Origin of the sequence: Marinifilum sp. N1E240 (genome assembly GCF_009295825.1) — a bacterium.
Lineage (GTDB): Bacteria > Bacteroidota > Bacteroidia > Bacteroidales > Marinifilaceae > Marinifilum_A > Marinifilum_A sediminis.
Genome location: NZ_WHKF01000017.1, coordinates 1 through 17,196 on the forward strand (window position 1 = coordinate 1; position 17,196 = coordinate 17,196).

General features: G+C 34.6%; 15 protein-coding genes. 14 read left to right on the plus strand and 1 reads right to left on the minus strand.

Annotated features, from left to right (window positions below; translation table 11 throughout):
* The first annotated feature begins 163 nt into the window (after positions 1-163).
* The 8 genes from GCQ56_RS19590 to katG all read left to right on the plus strand — a co-directional run bounded on the left by GCQ56_RS19590 (position 164) and on the right by katG (position 8,553).
* Positions 164-436: a hypothetical protein gene (locus tag GCQ56_RS19590; protein WP_152736237.1), complete on the plus strand. Its 273-nt coding sequence runs from the start codon at positions 164-166 to the stop codon at positions 434-436.
* 30 nt (positions 437-466) lie between these two features.
* Positions 467-817 (plus strand): hypothetical protein, encoded by a 351-nt coding sequence (locus GCQ56_RS19595; RefSeq protein WP_152736238.1) that lies wholly within the window; start codon positions 467-469, stop codon positions 815-817.
* Between the two features lie 219 nt (positions 818-1,036).
* Complete coding sequence (locus GCQ56_RS19600; protein ID WP_152736239.1) at positions 1,037-1,525, plus strand: hypothetical protein; 489 nt, start codon at positions 1,037-1,039, stop codon at positions 1,523-1,525.
* A gap of 247 nt (positions 1,526-1,772) precedes the next feature.
* Positions 1,773-2,438, plus strand: coding sequence for a DUF3667 domain-containing protein (locus tag GCQ56_RS19605; RefSeq protein WP_152736240.1), 666 nt, complete (start codon positions 1,773-1,775; stop codon positions 2,436-2,438).
* A 206-nt stretch (positions 2,439-2,644) separates the two neighbouring features.
* Positions 2,645-3,238: a hypothetical protein gene (locus GCQ56_RS19610; RefSeq protein WP_152736241.1), complete on the plus strand. Its 594-nt coding sequence runs from the start codon at positions 2,645-2,647 to the stop codon at positions 3,236-3,238.
* A gap of 159 nt (positions 3,239-3,397) precedes the next feature.
* On the plus strand, positions 3,398-4,660 hold the full coding sequence (locus GCQ56_RS19615; RefSeq protein WP_152736242.1) for a site-2 protease family protein: 1,263 nt from the start codon (positions 3,398-3,400) through the stop codon (positions 4,658-4,660).
* Positions 4,661-4,740: 80 nt separating this feature from the next.
* The gene (locus GCQ56_RS19620) at positions 4,741-5,850 is read left to right on the plus strand and encodes an SH3 domain-containing protein (protein WP_152736243.1); all 1,110 of its coding nucleotides are present in this window, start codon (positions 4,741-4,743) and stop codon (positions 5,848-5,850) included.
* Positions 5,851-6,330: 480 nt separating this feature from the next.
* A complete protein-coding gene (gene katG, locus GCQ56_RS19625) occupies positions 6,331-8,553 on the plus strand; it encodes a catalase/peroxidase HPI (protein ID WP_152736244.1) in 2,223 nt (740 codons plus the stop codon).
* 61 nt (positions 8,554-8,614) lie between these two features.
* Here the strand turns inward: katG and GCQ56_RS19630 are convergent, their stop codons facing one another.
* Positions 8,615-8,902: a hypothetical protein gene (locus GCQ56_RS19630; protein ID WP_152736245.1), complete on the minus strand. Its 288-nt coding sequence runs from the start codon at positions 8,900-8,902 to the stop codon at positions 8,615-8,617.
* Positions 8,903-9,185: 283 nt separating this feature from the next.
* On the opposite strand from GCQ56_RS19630, the gene GCQ56_RS19635 reads away from it, so the two are divergent.
* The 6 genes from GCQ56_RS19635 (at position 9,186) to GCQ56_RS19660 (ending at position 17,131) form a co-directional block, all read left to right on the plus strand.
* Positions 9,186-9,782 carry a M23 family metallopeptidase gene (locus tag GCQ56_RS19635; protein ID WP_152736246.1) on the plus strand — a complete coding sequence of 199 codons (597 nt, stop codon included), beginning with the start codon at positions 9,186-9,188 and terminating at the stop codon, positions 9,780-9,782.
* 88 nt (positions 9,783-9,870) lie between these two features.
* Positions 9,871-10,863 carry a fibrobacter succinogenes major paralogous domain-containing protein gene (locus GCQ56_RS19640; protein ID WP_152736247.1) on the plus strand — a complete coding sequence of 331 codons (993 nt, stop codon included), beginning with the start codon at positions 9,871-9,873 and terminating at the stop codon, positions 10,861-10,863.
* 1,035 nt (positions 10,864-11,898) lie between these two features.
* Positions 11,899-12,807 carry a prolipoprotein diacylglyceryl transferase gene (lgt, locus tag GCQ56_RS19645; RefSeq protein WP_227006125.1) on the plus strand — a complete coding sequence of 303 codons (909 nt, stop codon included), beginning with the start codon at positions 11,899-11,901 and terminating at the stop codon, positions 12,805-12,807.
* 9 nt (positions 12,808-12,816) lie between these two features.
* The gene (locus GCQ56_RS19650) at positions 12,817-13,608 is read left to right on the plus strand and encodes a bifunctional 2-polyprenyl-6-hydroxyphenol methylase/3-demethylubiquinol 3-O-methyltransferase UbiG (protein ID WP_152736248.1); all 792 of its coding nucleotides are present in this window, start codon (positions 12,817-12,819) and stop codon (positions 13,606-13,608) included.
* Between the two features lie 37 nt (positions 13,609-13,645).
* Positions 13,646-14,761: a TlpA disulfide reductase family protein gene (locus GCQ56_RS19655; RefSeq protein ID WP_152736249.1), complete on the plus strand. Its 1,116-nt coding sequence runs from the start codon at positions 13,646-13,648 to the stop codon at positions 14,759-14,761.
* A gap of 123 nt (positions 14,762-14,884) precedes the next feature.
* The gene (locus GCQ56_RS19660; protein WP_152736250.1) at positions 14,885-17,131 is read left to right on the plus strand and encodes a peptidase U32 family protein; all 2,247 of its coding nucleotides are present in this window, start codon (positions 14,885-14,887) and stop codon (positions 17,129-17,131) included.
* Positions 17,132-17,196 lie beyond the last annotated feature (65 nt).

The window sequence follows — 17,196 nt, forward strand, 5'->3', positions numbered from 1 at the left end:
TCAAATAAGAACCTCAATTCTATTTCAAATTAAAAGGATTTTCAATTTTTATGTATCCTTAAAACTGCTATATTTAAAGCTTAATTGAGCAGTTTAATCAGTTTTTAGACAAACTGCCGTTGGGCACAAGCAAAAACGTAATCGCACAGAATTAACAAACCGAATGAAATCAATACAAGACATTTATAAGTCGACAAGTAGGACAAGTTTATATATTATTGGAACATTACTTTTATCATTAGGTTTTAGTATCTACGCAGATATTCCAGATTACAATAAAATGTTTGGAAGTGTTGTATATCAGTTCCTAGGCTCGATGACTTTAGGATATGTAGTGTCTCAGTTTATTAATTTTTATAGAAAAAATGATTGGAGGAAAATATGGTTAAGAATTTATGTGTTTATGGTTGTACTAGTTATTCTGACAGCTTTGTAGGTATTACTCCATCAGCTAATTATTAAACTCATGCTTGAAATTATAAAGTTATACTGGAAAGTTTATCGACTGAAAATAGCACTGGCAATTACATTAATAATAATCGGAACGACGTTATTGCTTCCGTTGTTAAAATCGGAAACATTTGATTTAGTTGAATCATTGACTCAAAGTGCAATGACAATCGGATTATATATTATTATGACTCCTGTTTTTGTGATTGGTTATTACTTCTATAAACAACAACAACAAGACAGAAACCCTGGTTATAAGTTAGAATTACCAGACATAAATAACGTTGATATATATCTGAGTGTTTATACTGTTTATGCGACTTTAGCTTTCATCGCAAGTCTCTTCATGGACAATATATTTCCTTAAAAAAAATGCCAGTGCCCAACAAAAAATAAAGGGCATAGGCTGTCAGCATAAATTTGGGAGTTTTGTGCTTTTAATAAGTTCGCCGAAGCTTTTGCTTCGGCTAGTGAAAAGAATAAATTTATAACCAAAACAAAAGCTGCGGCTAAGTGAGGTTTCGGAGGTTCGGTTTTTCAAATCAGCCTACGACCCTTTATTTAAACCGTTGGCAGGCATGCAAAAATGACGATTAAAACAGTAAAATATAAAGAATGGACTTTTGAATTCGACTACGGACGAACCAAAGAAATCTACGACAAAATAGAATTGGGAAGTCCAGAAGAATGCAGTTGTAATGATTGCAAAAATTTTGCCACCAACAGAGAAAGTATTTATCCTGACGAAATAAAAGATTTGTTTTTAAAACTCGGAATAGACTACAAAAAGGAATCTGAGATTTACCACATGGCACGTCTTGACAATGGACTTCACCACTATGGTGGATGGTTTCATTTCAAAGGAAAAATCATAAAAGGAAAAGACTGCAAAGTTGAATTACCAAGTGGTGGTTGGACTTGGGATTCAGTAGGTGTGGAAGGTAGTTTCAGTATTGCATTTATGAAAGGTTCAGCTCTGACCTATTTTAACGAAAATGAAAAAGAGGATTTAATTCAAATTGAATTCATAGTGGATTCTGCTTGGGTTATTGACAAAGAATTAGAAAGTGAATGAAAAAGAAAAAACACGACCCGCTAACAAGGTGTATAGTCAATAGGGCATTTGGAGATAAATCGAAAGTCCTGTTCTTTGAGCAGGCACTCCCCGCTAGCGCGAGCTTGTAACTCGTGCTCTGCAAAGTAGAAATAAGCATGCGCTGGTGCGCGATTCTATCGCGTTCCTTTAGTTATAAATACCACACAAAAGGATTTGTGCGGTAGCAGGAGTTTACACACACAGCACAAATAAAACCACAGAAAATATGAAATGTTCTGTATGTTCAAGTGAAATAAATGAGAAATATTGCTCAAAGTGTGGACAATATTATAAAGGTGGAAGAATTAATTCCATAACATTTTTAGGAGATTTATTTGATAGTGTATTTTCATTGGAAAAATCTTTTTTCCGAAATATTCGAACCGGATTGAGCCAACCCAAAACATTAGTTGTAAACTATTGGAATGGATTTCGGAAATTTTATTACAGTCCTGTAAAATTCTTCACAATAGCATCTTTATTCCTTGTATTGCACTATTCAATTGCAAATGATTTTCTGGGTACTGTAGTAACGGGTGATATTTCTTCACAATTTATAATTTTATTATCGAATATTCTCTTGTTAACTTTTTCAAGCTTTTTACTATACATACAATTCAAGAAAAGTTTTTTTGAACATCTAATTTTAAATATTTACAATGTAAGCTTATGGATAATTGTTTTCTTTCCAATATCAGTAATTTTGAGCTTAACAGTAAATAATACGTCCATTGAAAAATATTTTTACATTCCATATCATATATTGATTCTTATTTGGAACTCGAAAGCTTTCGAATTGACTAAACCCAAACGATTTCTTTTGGTTACGATAAATCTATTCCTATTTTATGGAATAGTCTTCTTTTTAGTATACATGTTGGGTAAATTCTAACCGAATAATTTAAATCAATTAAGAATGAACTGAATAAAAAAAACCGTTAGCGAGCTCGTGCTCCGCAAAGCAGAATTAACCATGCGCCGGTGCGCGATTCTATCGCCTTCTTTTATTATAAAAACGAAAGGATTCGTGCGGTAGCAAGAGGATTTTAAAATAGTTAGTAGACAGACTGTCGTTAGACACAAACAAATTGCAACAAAATGGAAGATTCAGATCATAAAGGAACAATATTAGAATATCCAACAACAAAAGGATTAGAATATGAAACTTATGAGAATTCAAATAAATTTTATTTGACTCCGGCAGATCCATATTTAAAGACGAGATACTATGCATTTAAACAGAATTCGTTTGTTTTTTTGGCATATGAATCCTTTGCCAAATCATCTGTATCCAAAATGTTTACTGGGATTTATAAACCCATATCCTTCACCAAAAATATGGATTTGACCATTTATAAAAAGGACTGGATTGATATAATATTTAGAACTAAAAAGATAAAAGCAGGAATAAAAGAAGTAGATAAATACTTGACTTTTACATCAGAAAACAAGGAGTTTAAAAATTTGAGACTATCAAAAAAATTTATCAACTCATTTGTTCAACTTAATGATTGCATTGGTCCATTGAAGATAATTGTGAAGAATGAGTATTTAGAAAATTTCAGTGACTTCAGGGGGAAAACAACAATTGGAATAGAATCGAACAAATGGATTTATAAATATGAAGATATTTCTAAAATGTTTGAATTAGGAGAAAATTTATTACTTGAAATTGAAAATGTCTGTGCCTAACAATACATCTAAAACATTAGCCCCCAGGTGATGTGCGATTCTATCGCGTTCCTTTATAAAAACCACACGAGAGGACTCGTGCGGTAGCGGAGGCAAATCATAGAAATAGATTAAAACAAATACTAACACTTTGCAAAGCTTAAAATAAACAACAGAACTATGGGAATATTGTATTTATGGTTCTATTACTTAATAATTGGAACAACTCTATTAATAGGAAAAGCGATTGCTTGCAAGCTATTGGGGATCTATCACAAGCACTATCAGATTGGCTACTCTCCTTCTCTTTTTCAATTCAGATTATTCGATGTAACTTTTTCGGTTGGGATTATCATTCCTTTGCCCTGGTTGTTTAAGATCTACGAAATACACAATGAGGAGAAAAGAAAACCCCAGCCCATATGGATGCGCCGGGAGCATTCATTTGTAAAAAGGCTTGCTGGTATACTGGGTGGACTTGTCTTGCTCTATTTGGTGGGCACCACCTTATATGGCATAAACTTTTACTCACAAGATAGAACCTACCTGTCTGCCGAAAATGCGAAAGAAAATGGGATTTATGTAGATTCCTTAGGATACGAATTGGGGTTTAGAAATGGAGATCAAATTGTTCAAATTGAAGGAAAATCGTTTGAGCGATTTTATGATATCAAAAAGATCATTCTGCTTGAACGAGCGAAACGCTTTAGCATTATTCGAAAGGATTCCTTACAAGATCTTGTTATCGATTCTAATAAAGCCATTCAAGAGATCATATCGAATAATAGTGAGCTGTTTTATCCTGTTTATGCAAAATATCCCTTAAAAATAGCATCGGTTAGATCCAGCAGTTCTGCCTTTGATGCAGGTTTACAAAAGGGCGATGAAATTATTACCGTAAACAAGGATACCGTTTTATACTATCGGGATTTTACATCTGCGATTAAAACAGATGATACAAATTCTGTTCTGTTGGGAATTAGAAGAGGCAATTCGAATGAGCTGATTGAAAAGAATGTGCATAAAGATCCATTCGGAAAGTTCGGCATATTTATTAAAGAGACCTTACCACGCACAGCAGAGAAGAAATCGGTTCTGGAATCACTAAATGCAGGGAACCACTTTATATCGGTTTACTTTAAGCAAATGCGGATGCTATTTGCCGGTGAAGAGAAAGTGAAACAAAATGGTGGTTTTGCTACTATAGGCAATATTTTTCCAGAAAAAATGCCATTTCTGAATATTTTATCGATTGTGCTCCTGACTTACATTTGCATTCACATTGTTCCAACTCCAATTACAGACACAAGATATATGATTGCCTTGATGATTGATCAGGTAATAAAGCTCCCAAAAAATGCACCGAATTGGATTGGCTGGATGGTAATTGTTCCTTTGCTTTTGATCACTTCTATCATGGATTTAATCAAAGCATTTTCTTAATTGTAATTTTTCTAGCAGTTCATTACTCTGCTAAGAATAAGCTCACTTCGAAAAAAAATAAATAAGCTAAATCAAATATTATGAAATTAAAACCTTATTTTATTGGCACCTGTATTATTCTTATGATACTGTGCTTTACATCACAAAATATCCTTGCACAAAGTAAATACTCTGTTACTGTTGATAATCTGAATATCAGAAAGGAAGCGAATACGAATTCGTTTGTTACTGGTAAGCTTCATAAAAATAACATTGTTGTAGTGAGTAAAAGCTTTTATGAGTGGAAATATATTAGCTATAATGGAAAAATTGGATGGGTAAATGGAAAATACCTCAAACGCTACCGACCAAAACAGGTAACATCAAGAAAGAGTCCCTGGTACGACATGAGTAATCCTACGGTAGTGTTTTGGTGGATCATGCTGGGAATGACACTTGTTTTGTATGCAGGACTATTTATTGGTGGTAAATTTTTATCGCCTACTGGCAGTAGAATACTGAGAATTATACTCTTATTAATTACTAGTGCTGTAATCGCTTATTACTTTACTCAAATGGAAAGGTCTACATGGTTTTTCGATACTCCTCGCTGGTGGCGCGACGTGGTTAATTTCATGTTATTCTTTTTATTTGTAATGACATTTTCCACATTTGTAATAATGGAGTTAAAGCATGTATCGGAAGAAGGGGGAAAAAAAGTTAACCCAAGTAAGGCGATACTAGGAATTGCAATTACTACCGTAATATTTGTCATCCTCAATTATATATTCGATATGCCTTATAAAATGGGATTGTATATTATTGGTGGAATTTTGATATATATAACATTTAAGGTAGTAAAGAATGTTCGATTTTTGCATGCCTTACTTTATTTGGCACTCTTTTCTTTACTATTGGCTACTTTAGGCGTTATAGGCTATTATTGTACCAAGCCCTTTATCATTCTTTCCTTACTGATGATATCAGGGGGTGGAGCTGTAAGTAATTCTGAAAATGAATCAAGCGGTTCAACAGAAGGCTACTCTGGTGAAGGAGATTACAATGAGACTTATGAAGAAGAAAAGTCTGTAAATATTGGTGGCAGTAAGGTTGAACTAGAGGAGAATTGGCAAGGTGATTTAAGTGGTAACGATGGTAATGATTATGAATATACCTCACCATTTAAAGATAAGGTGAGAAGAAAGGATTAAATGAAATTGGTGAGTTCTACTCCCCTCTTCCGGCAGCAATTCCATCGCATTACTTTGTGCCCAAATTGACTTATAAGTATATGGTTTATACCAATTTTGGCAAGCATTTACTTGATAAATCACAGATTGCCAACAAGGTAAAGGTAATGTCCTAGAGAAGCGAATTTTATGATCTCACATGTCAAGCATCGTGGAGATGCTTGACATGTTTTGAATTAAATGAGTCTCATATTAGCTCGTACTCTGCATAGCAGAAATAAAACAAAATTTAATGCAGTTGGTCGCGATTGTATCGCCTTCCTTTAAAGCGAACACAAAAACTTGATGGGAGCAAAAGACTTCATAGCCTCATCGGTTCATGATAAATAAAAAATCACTTTCTAAATTCACAAACACATGTAATTCTTTATAAATTAATTACATAAATGGGAAAACAATTTCGTAAATTGAGTAGTACCGAAATTTAAAATGAATAGAAAGATGGAAAATAAGGAGGGTTTTATTGAGAAAAATGTAAGTAAATGCCCATTCACGGGTGGTACTAAAAGACAAACTGCAGGTGGGGGAACCTCTAATCGCGACTGGTGGCCAAATCAATTGAAATTAGATATTCTCCGTCAAAATTCCTCTAAATCGGATCCAATGGGCAAGGCTTTCAATTACGCCAAGGAATTTAAAAGTCTAAACTTAGGAGCGATTAAAAATGATTTATACAAACTAATGACCAATTCGCAAGACTGGTGGCCAGCAGATTTTGGTCATTATGGTCCTTTCTTTATCCGTATGGCCTGGCATAGCGCTGGGACCTATCGCATATCCGATGGTCGTGGAGGTGCTGGTTCAGGAACTCAACGATTTGCACCACTAAACAGTTGGCCTGACAACGGAAACCTTGATAAAGCTCGCTTGCTTTTATGGCCAATTAAAAAGAAATATGGAAAGAAAATCTCCTGGGCCGATCTCATGATTTTAGCAGGAAACTGTGCTTTGGAATCAATGGGTTTTAAAACTTTTGGTTTTGCAGGAGGGCGCGAGGATGTTTGGGAACCAGAGCAAGATATTTATTGGGGATCCGAAGCCGAGTGGCTGGGCGACAAACGATACACAGGCGATCGTGAATTGGAAAACCCATTGGGAGCGGTTCAAATGGGATTGATTTATGTGAATCCTGAAGGTCCAAATGGAAATCCTGATCCCATTGCTGCAGCCCACGACATTCGTGAAACATTTGGTCGAATGGCAATGAATGATGAAGAAACCGTTGCCTTAATTGCAGGTGGTCACACATTTGGTAAAACTCACGGTGCAGCTGATCCCGACAAATATGTTGGCAGAGAACCAGCAGCAGCAAGTATAGCAGAACAAGGTTTGGGATGGAAAAACACTTTCGGAACTGGAAATGCCGGAGATACAATTACCAGTGGACTAGAAGGCACCTGGACTACAACACCTACCCAATGGAGTAATAACTTTTTTGAGAATCTGTTTGAATATGAGTGGGAATTGACCAAAAGTCCGGCAGGTGCTCACCAATGGAAACCAAAAGGTAATGCTGGCGAAGGCACTGTTCCGGATGCCCACGACCCATCAAAAAAGCATGCTCCAATCATGCTAACAACCGATCTTTCTTTAATTAAAGATCCGGCGTATGAAAAAATTTCAAGACGATTTTATGAGAATCCTGAGGAGTTTGCTGATGCTTTTTCCCGCGCCTGGTTCAAGTTAACACATAGAGATATGGGACCTATTTCTCGCTACCTGGGATCAGAAGTACCAACCGAAAAATTAATTTGGCAAGATCCTATTCCTGCTGCTACCTATCCATTAATTAATGATCAGGATATTGCTTCTTTAAAGAGTAAAATTCTTTCTGCCGGACTATCCGTCTCTCAATTGGTCTCTACAGCCTGGGCTTCTGCTTCTACCTTCCGTGGATCGGATAAGCGTGGTGGTGCCAATGGCGCTCGCATTCGTCTTGCTCCACAAAAGGATTGGGAAGTGAACAATCCTAAAGAATTATCGAAAGTCTTAGAAGCCTTAGAATGTATTCAGGAAGGATTCAATACAGCACAAACGAATGGTAAAATGGTTTCTATGGCTGACCTAATCGTTTTGGGTGGATGTGCAGCTATTGAACTCGCCGCAAAGAATGGTGGATATTCTGTTACTGTTCCATTTAGTCCGGGACGTTCTGATGCTTCTCAAGATCAAACTGATATTGAATCATTTGCTGTACTGGAACCAGTAGCAGATGGATTTCGAAATTATCTGAAAGGAAGTCATTTGGCTTCGGCTGAAGAATTATTGGTTGACAAAGCCCAATTGCTAACACTAACACCACCTGAAATGACAGTTTTGATTGGTGGAATGCGCGTTCTGAACACAAATTTTGATCAGTCAAAACATGGAGTCTTCACAAATAATAGGGAAACGCTAAACAATGACTTTTTTGTTCATCTGATTGATTTTGGAACGAGCTGGGAAGCAAAATCTGAAGATGAATCAGTATTTAATGGACAGGATCGAAAAACTGGTCATCTTAAATGGACAGGAACCCGGGTTGATCTCATTTTTGGATCAAACTCAGAACTTCGGGCATTAGCCGAAGTATATGCCTGCGAAGATGCACAAGAACAGTTCATTCATGATTTTGTGGCTGTATGGTCAAAAGTAATGAATCTTGATCGTTTCGATTTAATCTAATAGTGATATAAAATAAGTTTTAACATCAAAGGTGGTCCATCAACAGATCACCTTTTTCATATTACACCACCTCTCCTCTCGTATAGTTGATTAAATCCAATAACAGATCGACAATATTTTCAGAACTGCTTTTTTTTAAGCCATCATGCATGCAAAACTGTACTATTCCCGTTTCGCCTCGATAAATAAAAAGTCCAATATTTCGGCAATTCTCCTGAGAATAGATTTTTATTTGATTTATTGTAGTTCCTCTGGCATCACAATACAAACAATCCATCTTCCAGAAAATATTCTTATTCTCTGTAGATAATTTGTTTAATAAATTCAATATGATGATTCTATCAATCATACCCATTACGAGTTTAAACCACAAGTGGCAGTAAAATGAAAACTTACTTTCTCAAATTAAATGCTGGGCATATAGATGGGATGTGTAATGCTATTTAAGATATAACGATCAAATTACAATATAGTTCATTTTTTCAGTACTTAATACGAGATATTATTGGAAACACTCTCCTACCCTATTTAAATCACTTCTTAATTCATGGCTCAATTAATTCCATAATGATATAATATGTAAATTTATCAGCCTTATTCACCATGAAAATTGATAATGAAAAAATCAAACAATGATTAAAACCGGATTTCTATACCTGCTTCTTCTCCTTTTTCCAGATTACAATATGGAATGCAATCTGCCTATCAATTCTTCAGATAGAAAATCCATCGATTTTATACGTTTAACTGATATTGGCGAATTTGGTCTTCTAAGAAAAGAGAGACCGGGCGTTCCTTCTCATTATCACACCGGTATTGATATTAAGAGACCTTCGAACAACTACCATAACGAACCAATTTTTGCAATTTCGGAAGGTAGGGTAATTAGCATTCGTAAAGATGGTCCCTACGCACAAGTAATTATTGAACACGGAGATTCTGATTTTTGGACAGTTTATGAACACATTGCAGGAATAAGAGTCGAATTGTATCAGCAGGTGAATCCAAATACGCCAATAGCCAGATTCATGAATAAGGAAGAGTTACACAAATATGGTTGGCAATTCGATCATTTTCATTTCGAAGTTCTTAAAATGCCTCCAACCCGATTAAAAAAGAATAGTACCAAACCCTTCAGGTTATTTTCATCATATACGCTAGCCTGTTATACCAAAGATGATTTGAAACGGTACTTTTATGATCCCATTGAATTTTTGAAAAAACATTAAAACTAAATTGTAAAAATCAATCTATCACAATAAATTCTAATCACTAACCCTCCAACCAAACATTGGTTGTATTTAGCACCTTAATTAAATGAAAAACAAAATAATTTTTCGAATTCATTTATCCATCTTTGCAGGAATACTATTAATAATCGCAAACGGATGCGATAATGAAGACGCAATAGAATTACCAAAATTAACAACCACAAGTCTTACTGAAATTACACAATCATCTGTTAAAACAGGGGGTGAAATTATCAGTAATGGTGGTACTGAAATTATATCTCAAGGTATTTGTTGGGGCACTGTTCCAAATCCAACAATCAACTCTAGCCTTATAGCCGACACAACAAAAACAAATTCGTTTACAAGCCTGTTATCTGATTTGAAAGACAATACAACATATTATCTGAGGGCATATGCAACTAATAGTAGTGGTACAGCCTATGGAAATGAGCTTAGTTTTACAAGTCTAGCTTTCAACACCTACATTGTAACTGATATTGAAGGCAATACTTATAATGCCTTAACCATTGGCTCACAAGATTGGTTTACAGAGAACCTTAAAACCAGCCATTATTCAAATGGAGATTTAATACCTGATGGAACAGAGATAGGTGATATTTCAAGCGAAACAAATCCTAAATATTGTTTCACATACGATAACAATTCAGATAACATTACTACTTACGGTAAACTTTATACTTGGTATACTGTAACCGACAGTCGAAATATTTGTCCTGATGGCTGGCATGTACCAACAGATACTGAATGGATAACTCTAACAAAATATTTAGGAGGAGAGAGTACTGCTGGTGGTAAATTAAAAGAGATAGGTACAAATCACTGGAAAAGTCCAAATGAAGGAGCAAGTAATGAAAGTGGTTTCTCCGCTATTCCAGGAGGCTATCGCTATCAGGATGGTACATTTCAAACCAAAGGATACCTAGCTTACTGGTGGTCGTCAACAGAAGATAATGAGGAAAATGCATCATTCCGCCGAATCAATTATGTTAGTAGTGATATTTACAAGCTGAACTACCTTAAAACTCATGCTTTTTCGGTACGTTGTATAAAAAATTGATCGTATGATCATTTACTTACAAGAAAATAATTAGCTAAATACTACTCAAAACATAGTTAAAACACTAATTCTATTTTTTGCATTCTTCCAAATGGCACTTTATTCTTTTGCTCAGAAATAAGGTGCCATTACCATGGATGATGTGCCCTACTCAATCAAATACAAAAAGAATAATTTTAATCCTATTCTTCTGAATCGTTTGGATTCGTTAAAGATTCCTGTAGCCATTTTTAAAAACGAAGGTCTTTTGGGTAAAACTATACATTCGTCGAAAAACAAAAGCCTACTGGAGAATTGAGTGAAGACAGTATTCATTACCATAGGAAATCCTACTTACCACCCAAGCAGATGTTCCAAAGTAAGTGTTGATTCATTTATGCGTGGTGTGATAAAAATACTTTTACAATCCCATTTATTTTTTGAAAGATCGCACAAACTAATCTATTGATATTGAACCTTATACTCAACTTGCACTTTAAAAAGAACTACCAATTAAAATAGCATAACGGAAGATAGAAAACTCCTGACGGGAAATATATTAGGTCTGACGGAACATTTGTTGGAGCCAACGGAACTTAGGAAAGTGTTTTTTGAGCCTAAAATGTACTCATTTTATCTTCCGCTAGCTCCAACGGAAGTTCAAAACCTCTTTTTTAAGCTTCCGTTAGGTACTTTTTACCATCCGTAGAGCATTTCCTAAGTTCCGTAATCTTGAAAATACTTTCCGCTAGCTCCTAAACCTAGCTTAGAAAATCTTTTCCGATAATGTCTGATACTGTCTTAAGTTTTATATTAAAAAGAGAAAGCAATTCATACATCAGGAGCCTGATATTATGAATATTTACCATGAATATCAGGAATTAACAAAGAATAAGAACATAGTAAACCACTCCTATTTAATCTACAGAATAGAAAAAGTTAAGAATATTGTAAATCACTCTTGTCTATTTATAATTTTTCTTTTTATCACAAGCAATTCAATTCATAATGAATTAATATGTAAATTTACCGAATCTATTCATACCAAATAAGTGCATGATTCTTTTGAAATTAAATTCAAGAGAGTTGAATCAACACTTCTTAAGAATTAATCAGTATATGATTCTGAATTACATTAATTGGAACCCCGAACCGGAAATTGTTAATCTTTTCGGCATTTCGATTCGCTACTACGGATTGCTATTTGTAACAGGTATTTTTTTATGCATATCCATTTTAGGCTGGATTTTTAAACGTGAAAATATTCCGGATGCCAACCTGGAGAAACTATCCATTTATGGAATTGTAGGAATATTGGCAGGAGCTCGCCTGGGACATTGTTTGTTTTATGAACCAGCTTATTACTTTTCAAATCCTTTGGAAATGATTCTTCCCATTAAGTTTTTAAATGAAGGAGGAATAAAATTTACTGGCTATCAAGGTTTGGCAAGTCATGGAGGTGCATTGGGGCTTATTGTTGCCTTGATTATCTATTCTAAAAAAACAAAACATGCCATTCTCGATACTATTGATTTAATTGCTGTTGTAGCAGCATTGGGTGGCGCTTTTATTAGGCTTGCCAATCTTATGAATTCGGAAATTATTGGAATGCCTACTACCAAGCCATGGGGATTTGTATTCCAAAGAGTAGATTTAATTCCACGACACCCGGCACAATTGTACGAAGCCCTATCCTACTTTCTGATATTTGCCATTAGCTTTTGGCTATACAAAACCAAAAGAGAACATCTCAAAAACGGTTTCTTCTTTGGTCTTTGCCTACTACTCATTTTCACGGCTCGCTTCTTTATCGAATTCCTTAAAGAAAGACAAGTGGATTTCGAAGCCAACATGCAATTAGACATGGGACAACTATTAAGTATTCCCTACATATTAGTTGGACTTGGTTTTATTCTTTATGCTTTTAAAAAGCATAAAATGCTAAAAGTTTCACCCACGATATAAATACTAGCTATGGACAGTTTCGAACACAACAGAGAAAGCTGGAACGAATTAACCACCTTACATGCTGATTCTAGTTTTTACGATTTGAAAGGTTTTAAAAATGGAAAATCATCTTTAAACCACATCGAGCTTGAAGAATTGGAAGACCTTAAAGGAAAGAAATTGCTTCATCTGCAATGTCATTTCGGAATGGACACCTTGTCCTTAGCACGTGAAGGTGCCTATGTAACTGGTGTTGACATGTCTGATACTTCCATAGATAAAGCTAAGGAATTGGCTTCGGAATTAAACATTCCTGCCCGGTTTATTCGTTCAAATGTATACGATTTAGAAAATGTTCTAGATGAAAGCTATGATATTGTCTACACTTCTTACGGGGCAATCAATTGGTTGGATGATCTTGACAAATGGGCACAGATCATTCGCAAATATTTAAAGCCAGGTGGCATATTCTATATGGTAGAATTTCATCCTTTCGTTTATAGCATGAATGATGAATTTGAAATTTCGGAAAGCTATTTTAAGACAAAGGCTCTAGAAACTAGAGTCGATAAATCGTACACCGACAATTCAGAAGTTGAAGAAAAAAACTTAAAGCATATTGAGTGGCATCATAGCCTTAGCGAAGTAATTAACAGTTTAATAAAAAGTGGGCTTCAAATTGAATTCCTAAACGAGTTCCCATATCAGGTTTACAACTGCTTCCCAAACCTAATCGAAATAGAAGAAGGAAAATGGGTTTCTGAAAAACATGGAGATAAAATCCCTTACATGTATTCAATAAAAGCCAGCAAATTTTAAATACAGATAAACTTACTCCAATCAAAATTTCTCAATTATGAAAAAATTAAGTTTTCTAGTACTATTCATTGCATTTCATCTAATTGTAAATGCCCAAGCCAAAAGAACTTCCTATCTCTACAATGCCTACACAATCAATTCTGATGGCCAAAAAGAGAATCATCCAGCACTGAACAATTCTCAAAAAAACATGGGTATACTGGTAAATGCTGATATGCCCTACAATCATTTGTATATAATCAGTGCAGATACGCTTTACGCCGAAAAAACATATAAAAACATCACTTATCCTTACGATTGTATCGTTCAAACTAATGATGTATCCTATTCCTACAATGCTCAAACTGGCACAAAATTCAGGTATTACTCAAGACGACGAGATTTCCCTGAAGGTCAATACAAAAAAACACAGAAAAAAGTATCCGATTTAAAAGGTAAAAAGTACGAATGCTACAAAGCCGAGAATAATTTTATTCAAAGTTACATTTGGATTGAAAAAAATGGGGAAACAGTTGAAGGAGATCAATTCTTTTATGGACTATCATTTAATAACAATTTAATTTTAAGACAAGAGACGTATTTTAAGAAATCTAAGAAAACACGAGTAAGAAAATTCCTAGAAATTCAGACTACAGATGTTCCAACTTGTTCTGAAAAAATAAAATGGATTGAAAACAGAAATGATGATACACGAATGTATTCATCGCTTACCGAAAACCAAAACCTTAAACTTTCGCCCATAAAAGTAGGTGATACAGCACCAAATCTCTTTTACAAGAAATTAAATTTTAAGAAATCTTCCCTAAATTCTTTCAAAGAAAATGGCAAGTTTACATTAGTAGAGTTTTGGGGAACCTGGTGTGGACCTTGTCTTGCCGCAACACCAAAACTAAAGACTTTGTATAAATCTCATAAAGATAAACTCGATATTATTTCAATAAATTCGAAAGATCGTCGGTCATCCTATGTGAAACAATTAATTGATCTTAAACAAATCAATTGGAATCATGCTTATGCTTCCAAAGAATTTCTAACAATATTAAATCCTCTTGATAGGTTTCCAACCATGGTTTTACTTGATGATAACATGAAAGTACTTTTTATTGGAAACCCCAATGTAGATATGGATAAGGTCATAGATTTAATAAAGTAAGTTTTAGCTTTAAATACTGTCATAAACCAATCTAATAACAGTAAAACTAGAAAAGATCTTCTTAAAATATTTACTTTTGGAGCTAAATAGATTGAATATACATCTATTATAGCTAGAGATATTTTGGAGAAGAGAAAAATAGAATTATTGGCACCTGGTGGAGATATTGATGCCATAAAAGCAGCAATTCTTGCTGGTGCAAATGCGGTTTATTGTGGATTGGATAAGTTCAACGCCAGAAACAGAGCAGCAAATATAAGTTTTGACGATTTACAGGGAATTTTACGACTCGCTCATCAGAATGATTGTGAAGTATTTTTAACCCTGAATATCATCATACTCGAAAATGAAATCCCTTCTCTAATCACTCTTCTCAATAAGCTAGTCAACACAAGTATTGATGGTGTGATTGTTCAGGATTTAGGCATGTTGTATCTTTTGTTTAAGTATTTCAAGAGACTTAAAATACATGCCTCTACCCAATTCACAACTCACAATCAAGCTCAAATAAAATTCTTGAGTCGATTGAATAGCACAAGGGTGAACCTCTCCCGAGAGTTGAACATTAAAGAGATCCAAAAACTAAGTGAATTCGGACATCAACATCAAGTGCAAACCGAGGTATTTGTGCATGGCTCCAATTGTATTTCTTTTTCGGGTCTTTGCTACATCAGTTCAGTACAGACTGGCAACTCGGGAAACCGAGGAAGATGCAGCCAGCCTTGCCGCGATAGATATGAAAGAACTGCCGAGGGAAAAGAATATCCGCTTAATCTTAAAGACAATTCTGCCTGGTATAATCTTAAAGAATTGTACGATGCCGGAGTATATTCCCTTAAAATTGAGGGACGAATTAAAAAGTATGACTATGTGTATTCTGTTGTAGATGCCTGGAAAAAGCACATTCAGACCTTCTTCAAACAGAATGAAATTAGCGACAGGAACAGCATTCTTTATAAGGTGTTCAATCGCGATTTTTCAAATACCCTTTTAAAAGGTGATATCAATAAGGATATGTTTATTGATAATCCTCGTGATCATTCTATCCTGCATTTATCTGAAATTAACAAGTACAATTCAGATGAAGAGTTGGAAAAAGATCGTTTGAAATTGTATGCCGAAAAAGAGGATATTAAAGCTTCTATTGAAAGTAAAATCAAACAAGTAAATGCTATTAAAGCTCCTCTAAAAATTAGTCTATCAGGAAAATGCAGCTCTCCTTTAAAAGTTAGAATAGCAACTCCTGATAAAACATTCGTTGTGGAATCAGGCATTACACTTTCGGATAAAGGCACTCAAGAATTAAATTACAATTCTGTAATTAAACGGTTTAAGGCATTTAATGAGACCGAATATTTTATCGACAAAATCGATTTCGAGGGAATAAAAAGTACACTTTATCTACCGTTTAAAGAGCTTACTTCTCTTAAAAAGAAAATTCTTTTCATCCTAAATGATTCCCGAGAAAACCTTGAACCAGTTGTTCTACCAAAATTAAATAGATCAAAAGTTTTAAATAATCTACCTAGACTTTCCATATTGATATCTTCAGAGAATGACATAGAAATTGGTACGGAAACTTCTGCAGATATTTACTTTCAGCTTCCAAATTGTTTTGGCGATAAGCTTGATCAATATCTTGATCTCTTTAGAAAAAATAATCAACTGATCCCTTGGTTCCCTTCATTACTAATTGATGAAAACTTCGATTCAGCAGTCCGTTTTTTAGAACAGCTGCAACCCAAATTAATCGTAACAAATAATACTGGAATTGCACAAGAAGCATATGAGAAAGGGATTGATTGGATAGCTGGTCCGCAACTGAATGTAGTTAATTCTTACAGTCTGTTGGCTTTAAAAGAAAATTTGAATTGTTCTGGTTCATTTATCTCTAATGAGATCAATAAAAATCAAATCAAAGCAATTAAATCGCCTGAGAACTTTAAGTTATTCTATAGCATCTACCATCCAATTGTATTAATGACAAGCAGACAATGCCTGTTTCATCAGGTAACCGGTTGCCATAAAAACAAGATTGACGACACTTGTATTCAAAACTGTGTGAAATCTTCAACGATTGTCAATTCAAAAAATGAATCCTTATTCTTGGAAAAAACCGAAGGAAACTACCATAATATATACAACGAAACAAATTTTCTAAATACGGATATTGTATCTGATCTTCCAGAAACATTTTCAAACTTTTTTATCGATTTAAGAGACATTACAAGCAAGACTAAAATTGACATCGATAAAGCCAAACTTATAAAACTATTTGAGGACCTATGCAATGGAAATCAGGAAGCAGAAACTCAAATCAAGCAAGTGATTTATCCTACAACAAATGTACAATACAAAAGAGGTATATAACTACTGATTTCTACCTATTGTATGCACAGGATAATTCAACGAGAAAAAGACATAACTTATCGAAA

Coding starts and splice junctions, on each gene's coding strand:
- lgt (WP_227006125.1), top strand. CDS start 11,899: ATGATTCTTTTGAAATTAAATTCAAGAGAGTTGAATCAACACTTCTTA.
- GCQ56_RS19615 (WP_152736242.1), top strand. CDS start 3,398: ATGGGAATATTGTATTTATGGTTCTATTACTTAATAATTGGAACAACT.
- GCQ56_RS19620 (WP_152736243.1), top strand. CDS start 4,741: ATGAAATTAAAACCTTATTTTATTGGCACCTGTATTATTCTTATGATA.
- GCQ56_RS19640 (WP_152736247.1), top strand. CDS start 9,871: ATGAAAAACAAAATAATTTTTCGAATTCATTTATCCATCTTTGCAGGA.
- GCQ56_RS19605 (WP_152736240.1), top strand. CDS start 1,773: ATGAAATGTTCTGTATGTTCAAGTGAAATAAATGAGAAATATTGCTCA.
- GCQ56_RS19635 (WP_152736246.1), top strand. CDS start 9,186: ATGATTAAAACCGGATTTCTATACCTGCTTCTTCTCCTTTTTCCAGAT.
- GCQ56_RS19630 (WP_152736245.1), bottom strand. CDS start 8,902: ATGATTGATAGAATCATCATATTGAATTTATTAAACAAATTATCTACA.
- katG (WP_152736244.1), top strand. CDS start 6,331: ATGGAAAATAAGGAGGGTTTTATTGAGAAAAATGTAAGTAAATGCCCA.
- GCQ56_RS19610 (WP_152736241.1), top strand. CDS start 2,645: ATGGAAGATTCAGATCATAAAGGAACAATATTAGAATATCCAACAACA.
- GCQ56_RS19655 (WP_152736249.1), top strand. CDS start 13,646: ATGAAAAAATTAAGTTTTCTAGTACTATTCATTGCATTTCATCTAATT.
- GCQ56_RS19590 (WP_152736237.1), top strand. CDS start 164: ATGAAATCAATACAAGACATTTATAAGTCGACAAGTAGGACAAGTTTA.
- GCQ56_RS19595 (WP_152736238.1), top strand. CDS start 467: ATGCTTGAAATTATAAAGTTATACTGGAAAGTTTATCGACTGAAAATA.
- GCQ56_RS19650 (WP_152736248.1), top strand. CDS start 12,817: ATGGACAGTTTCGAACACAACAGAGAAAGCTGGAACGAATTAACCACC.
- GCQ56_RS19600 (WP_152736239.1), top strand. CDS start 1,037: ATGACGATTAAAACAGTAAAATATAAAGAATGGACTTTTGAATTCGAC.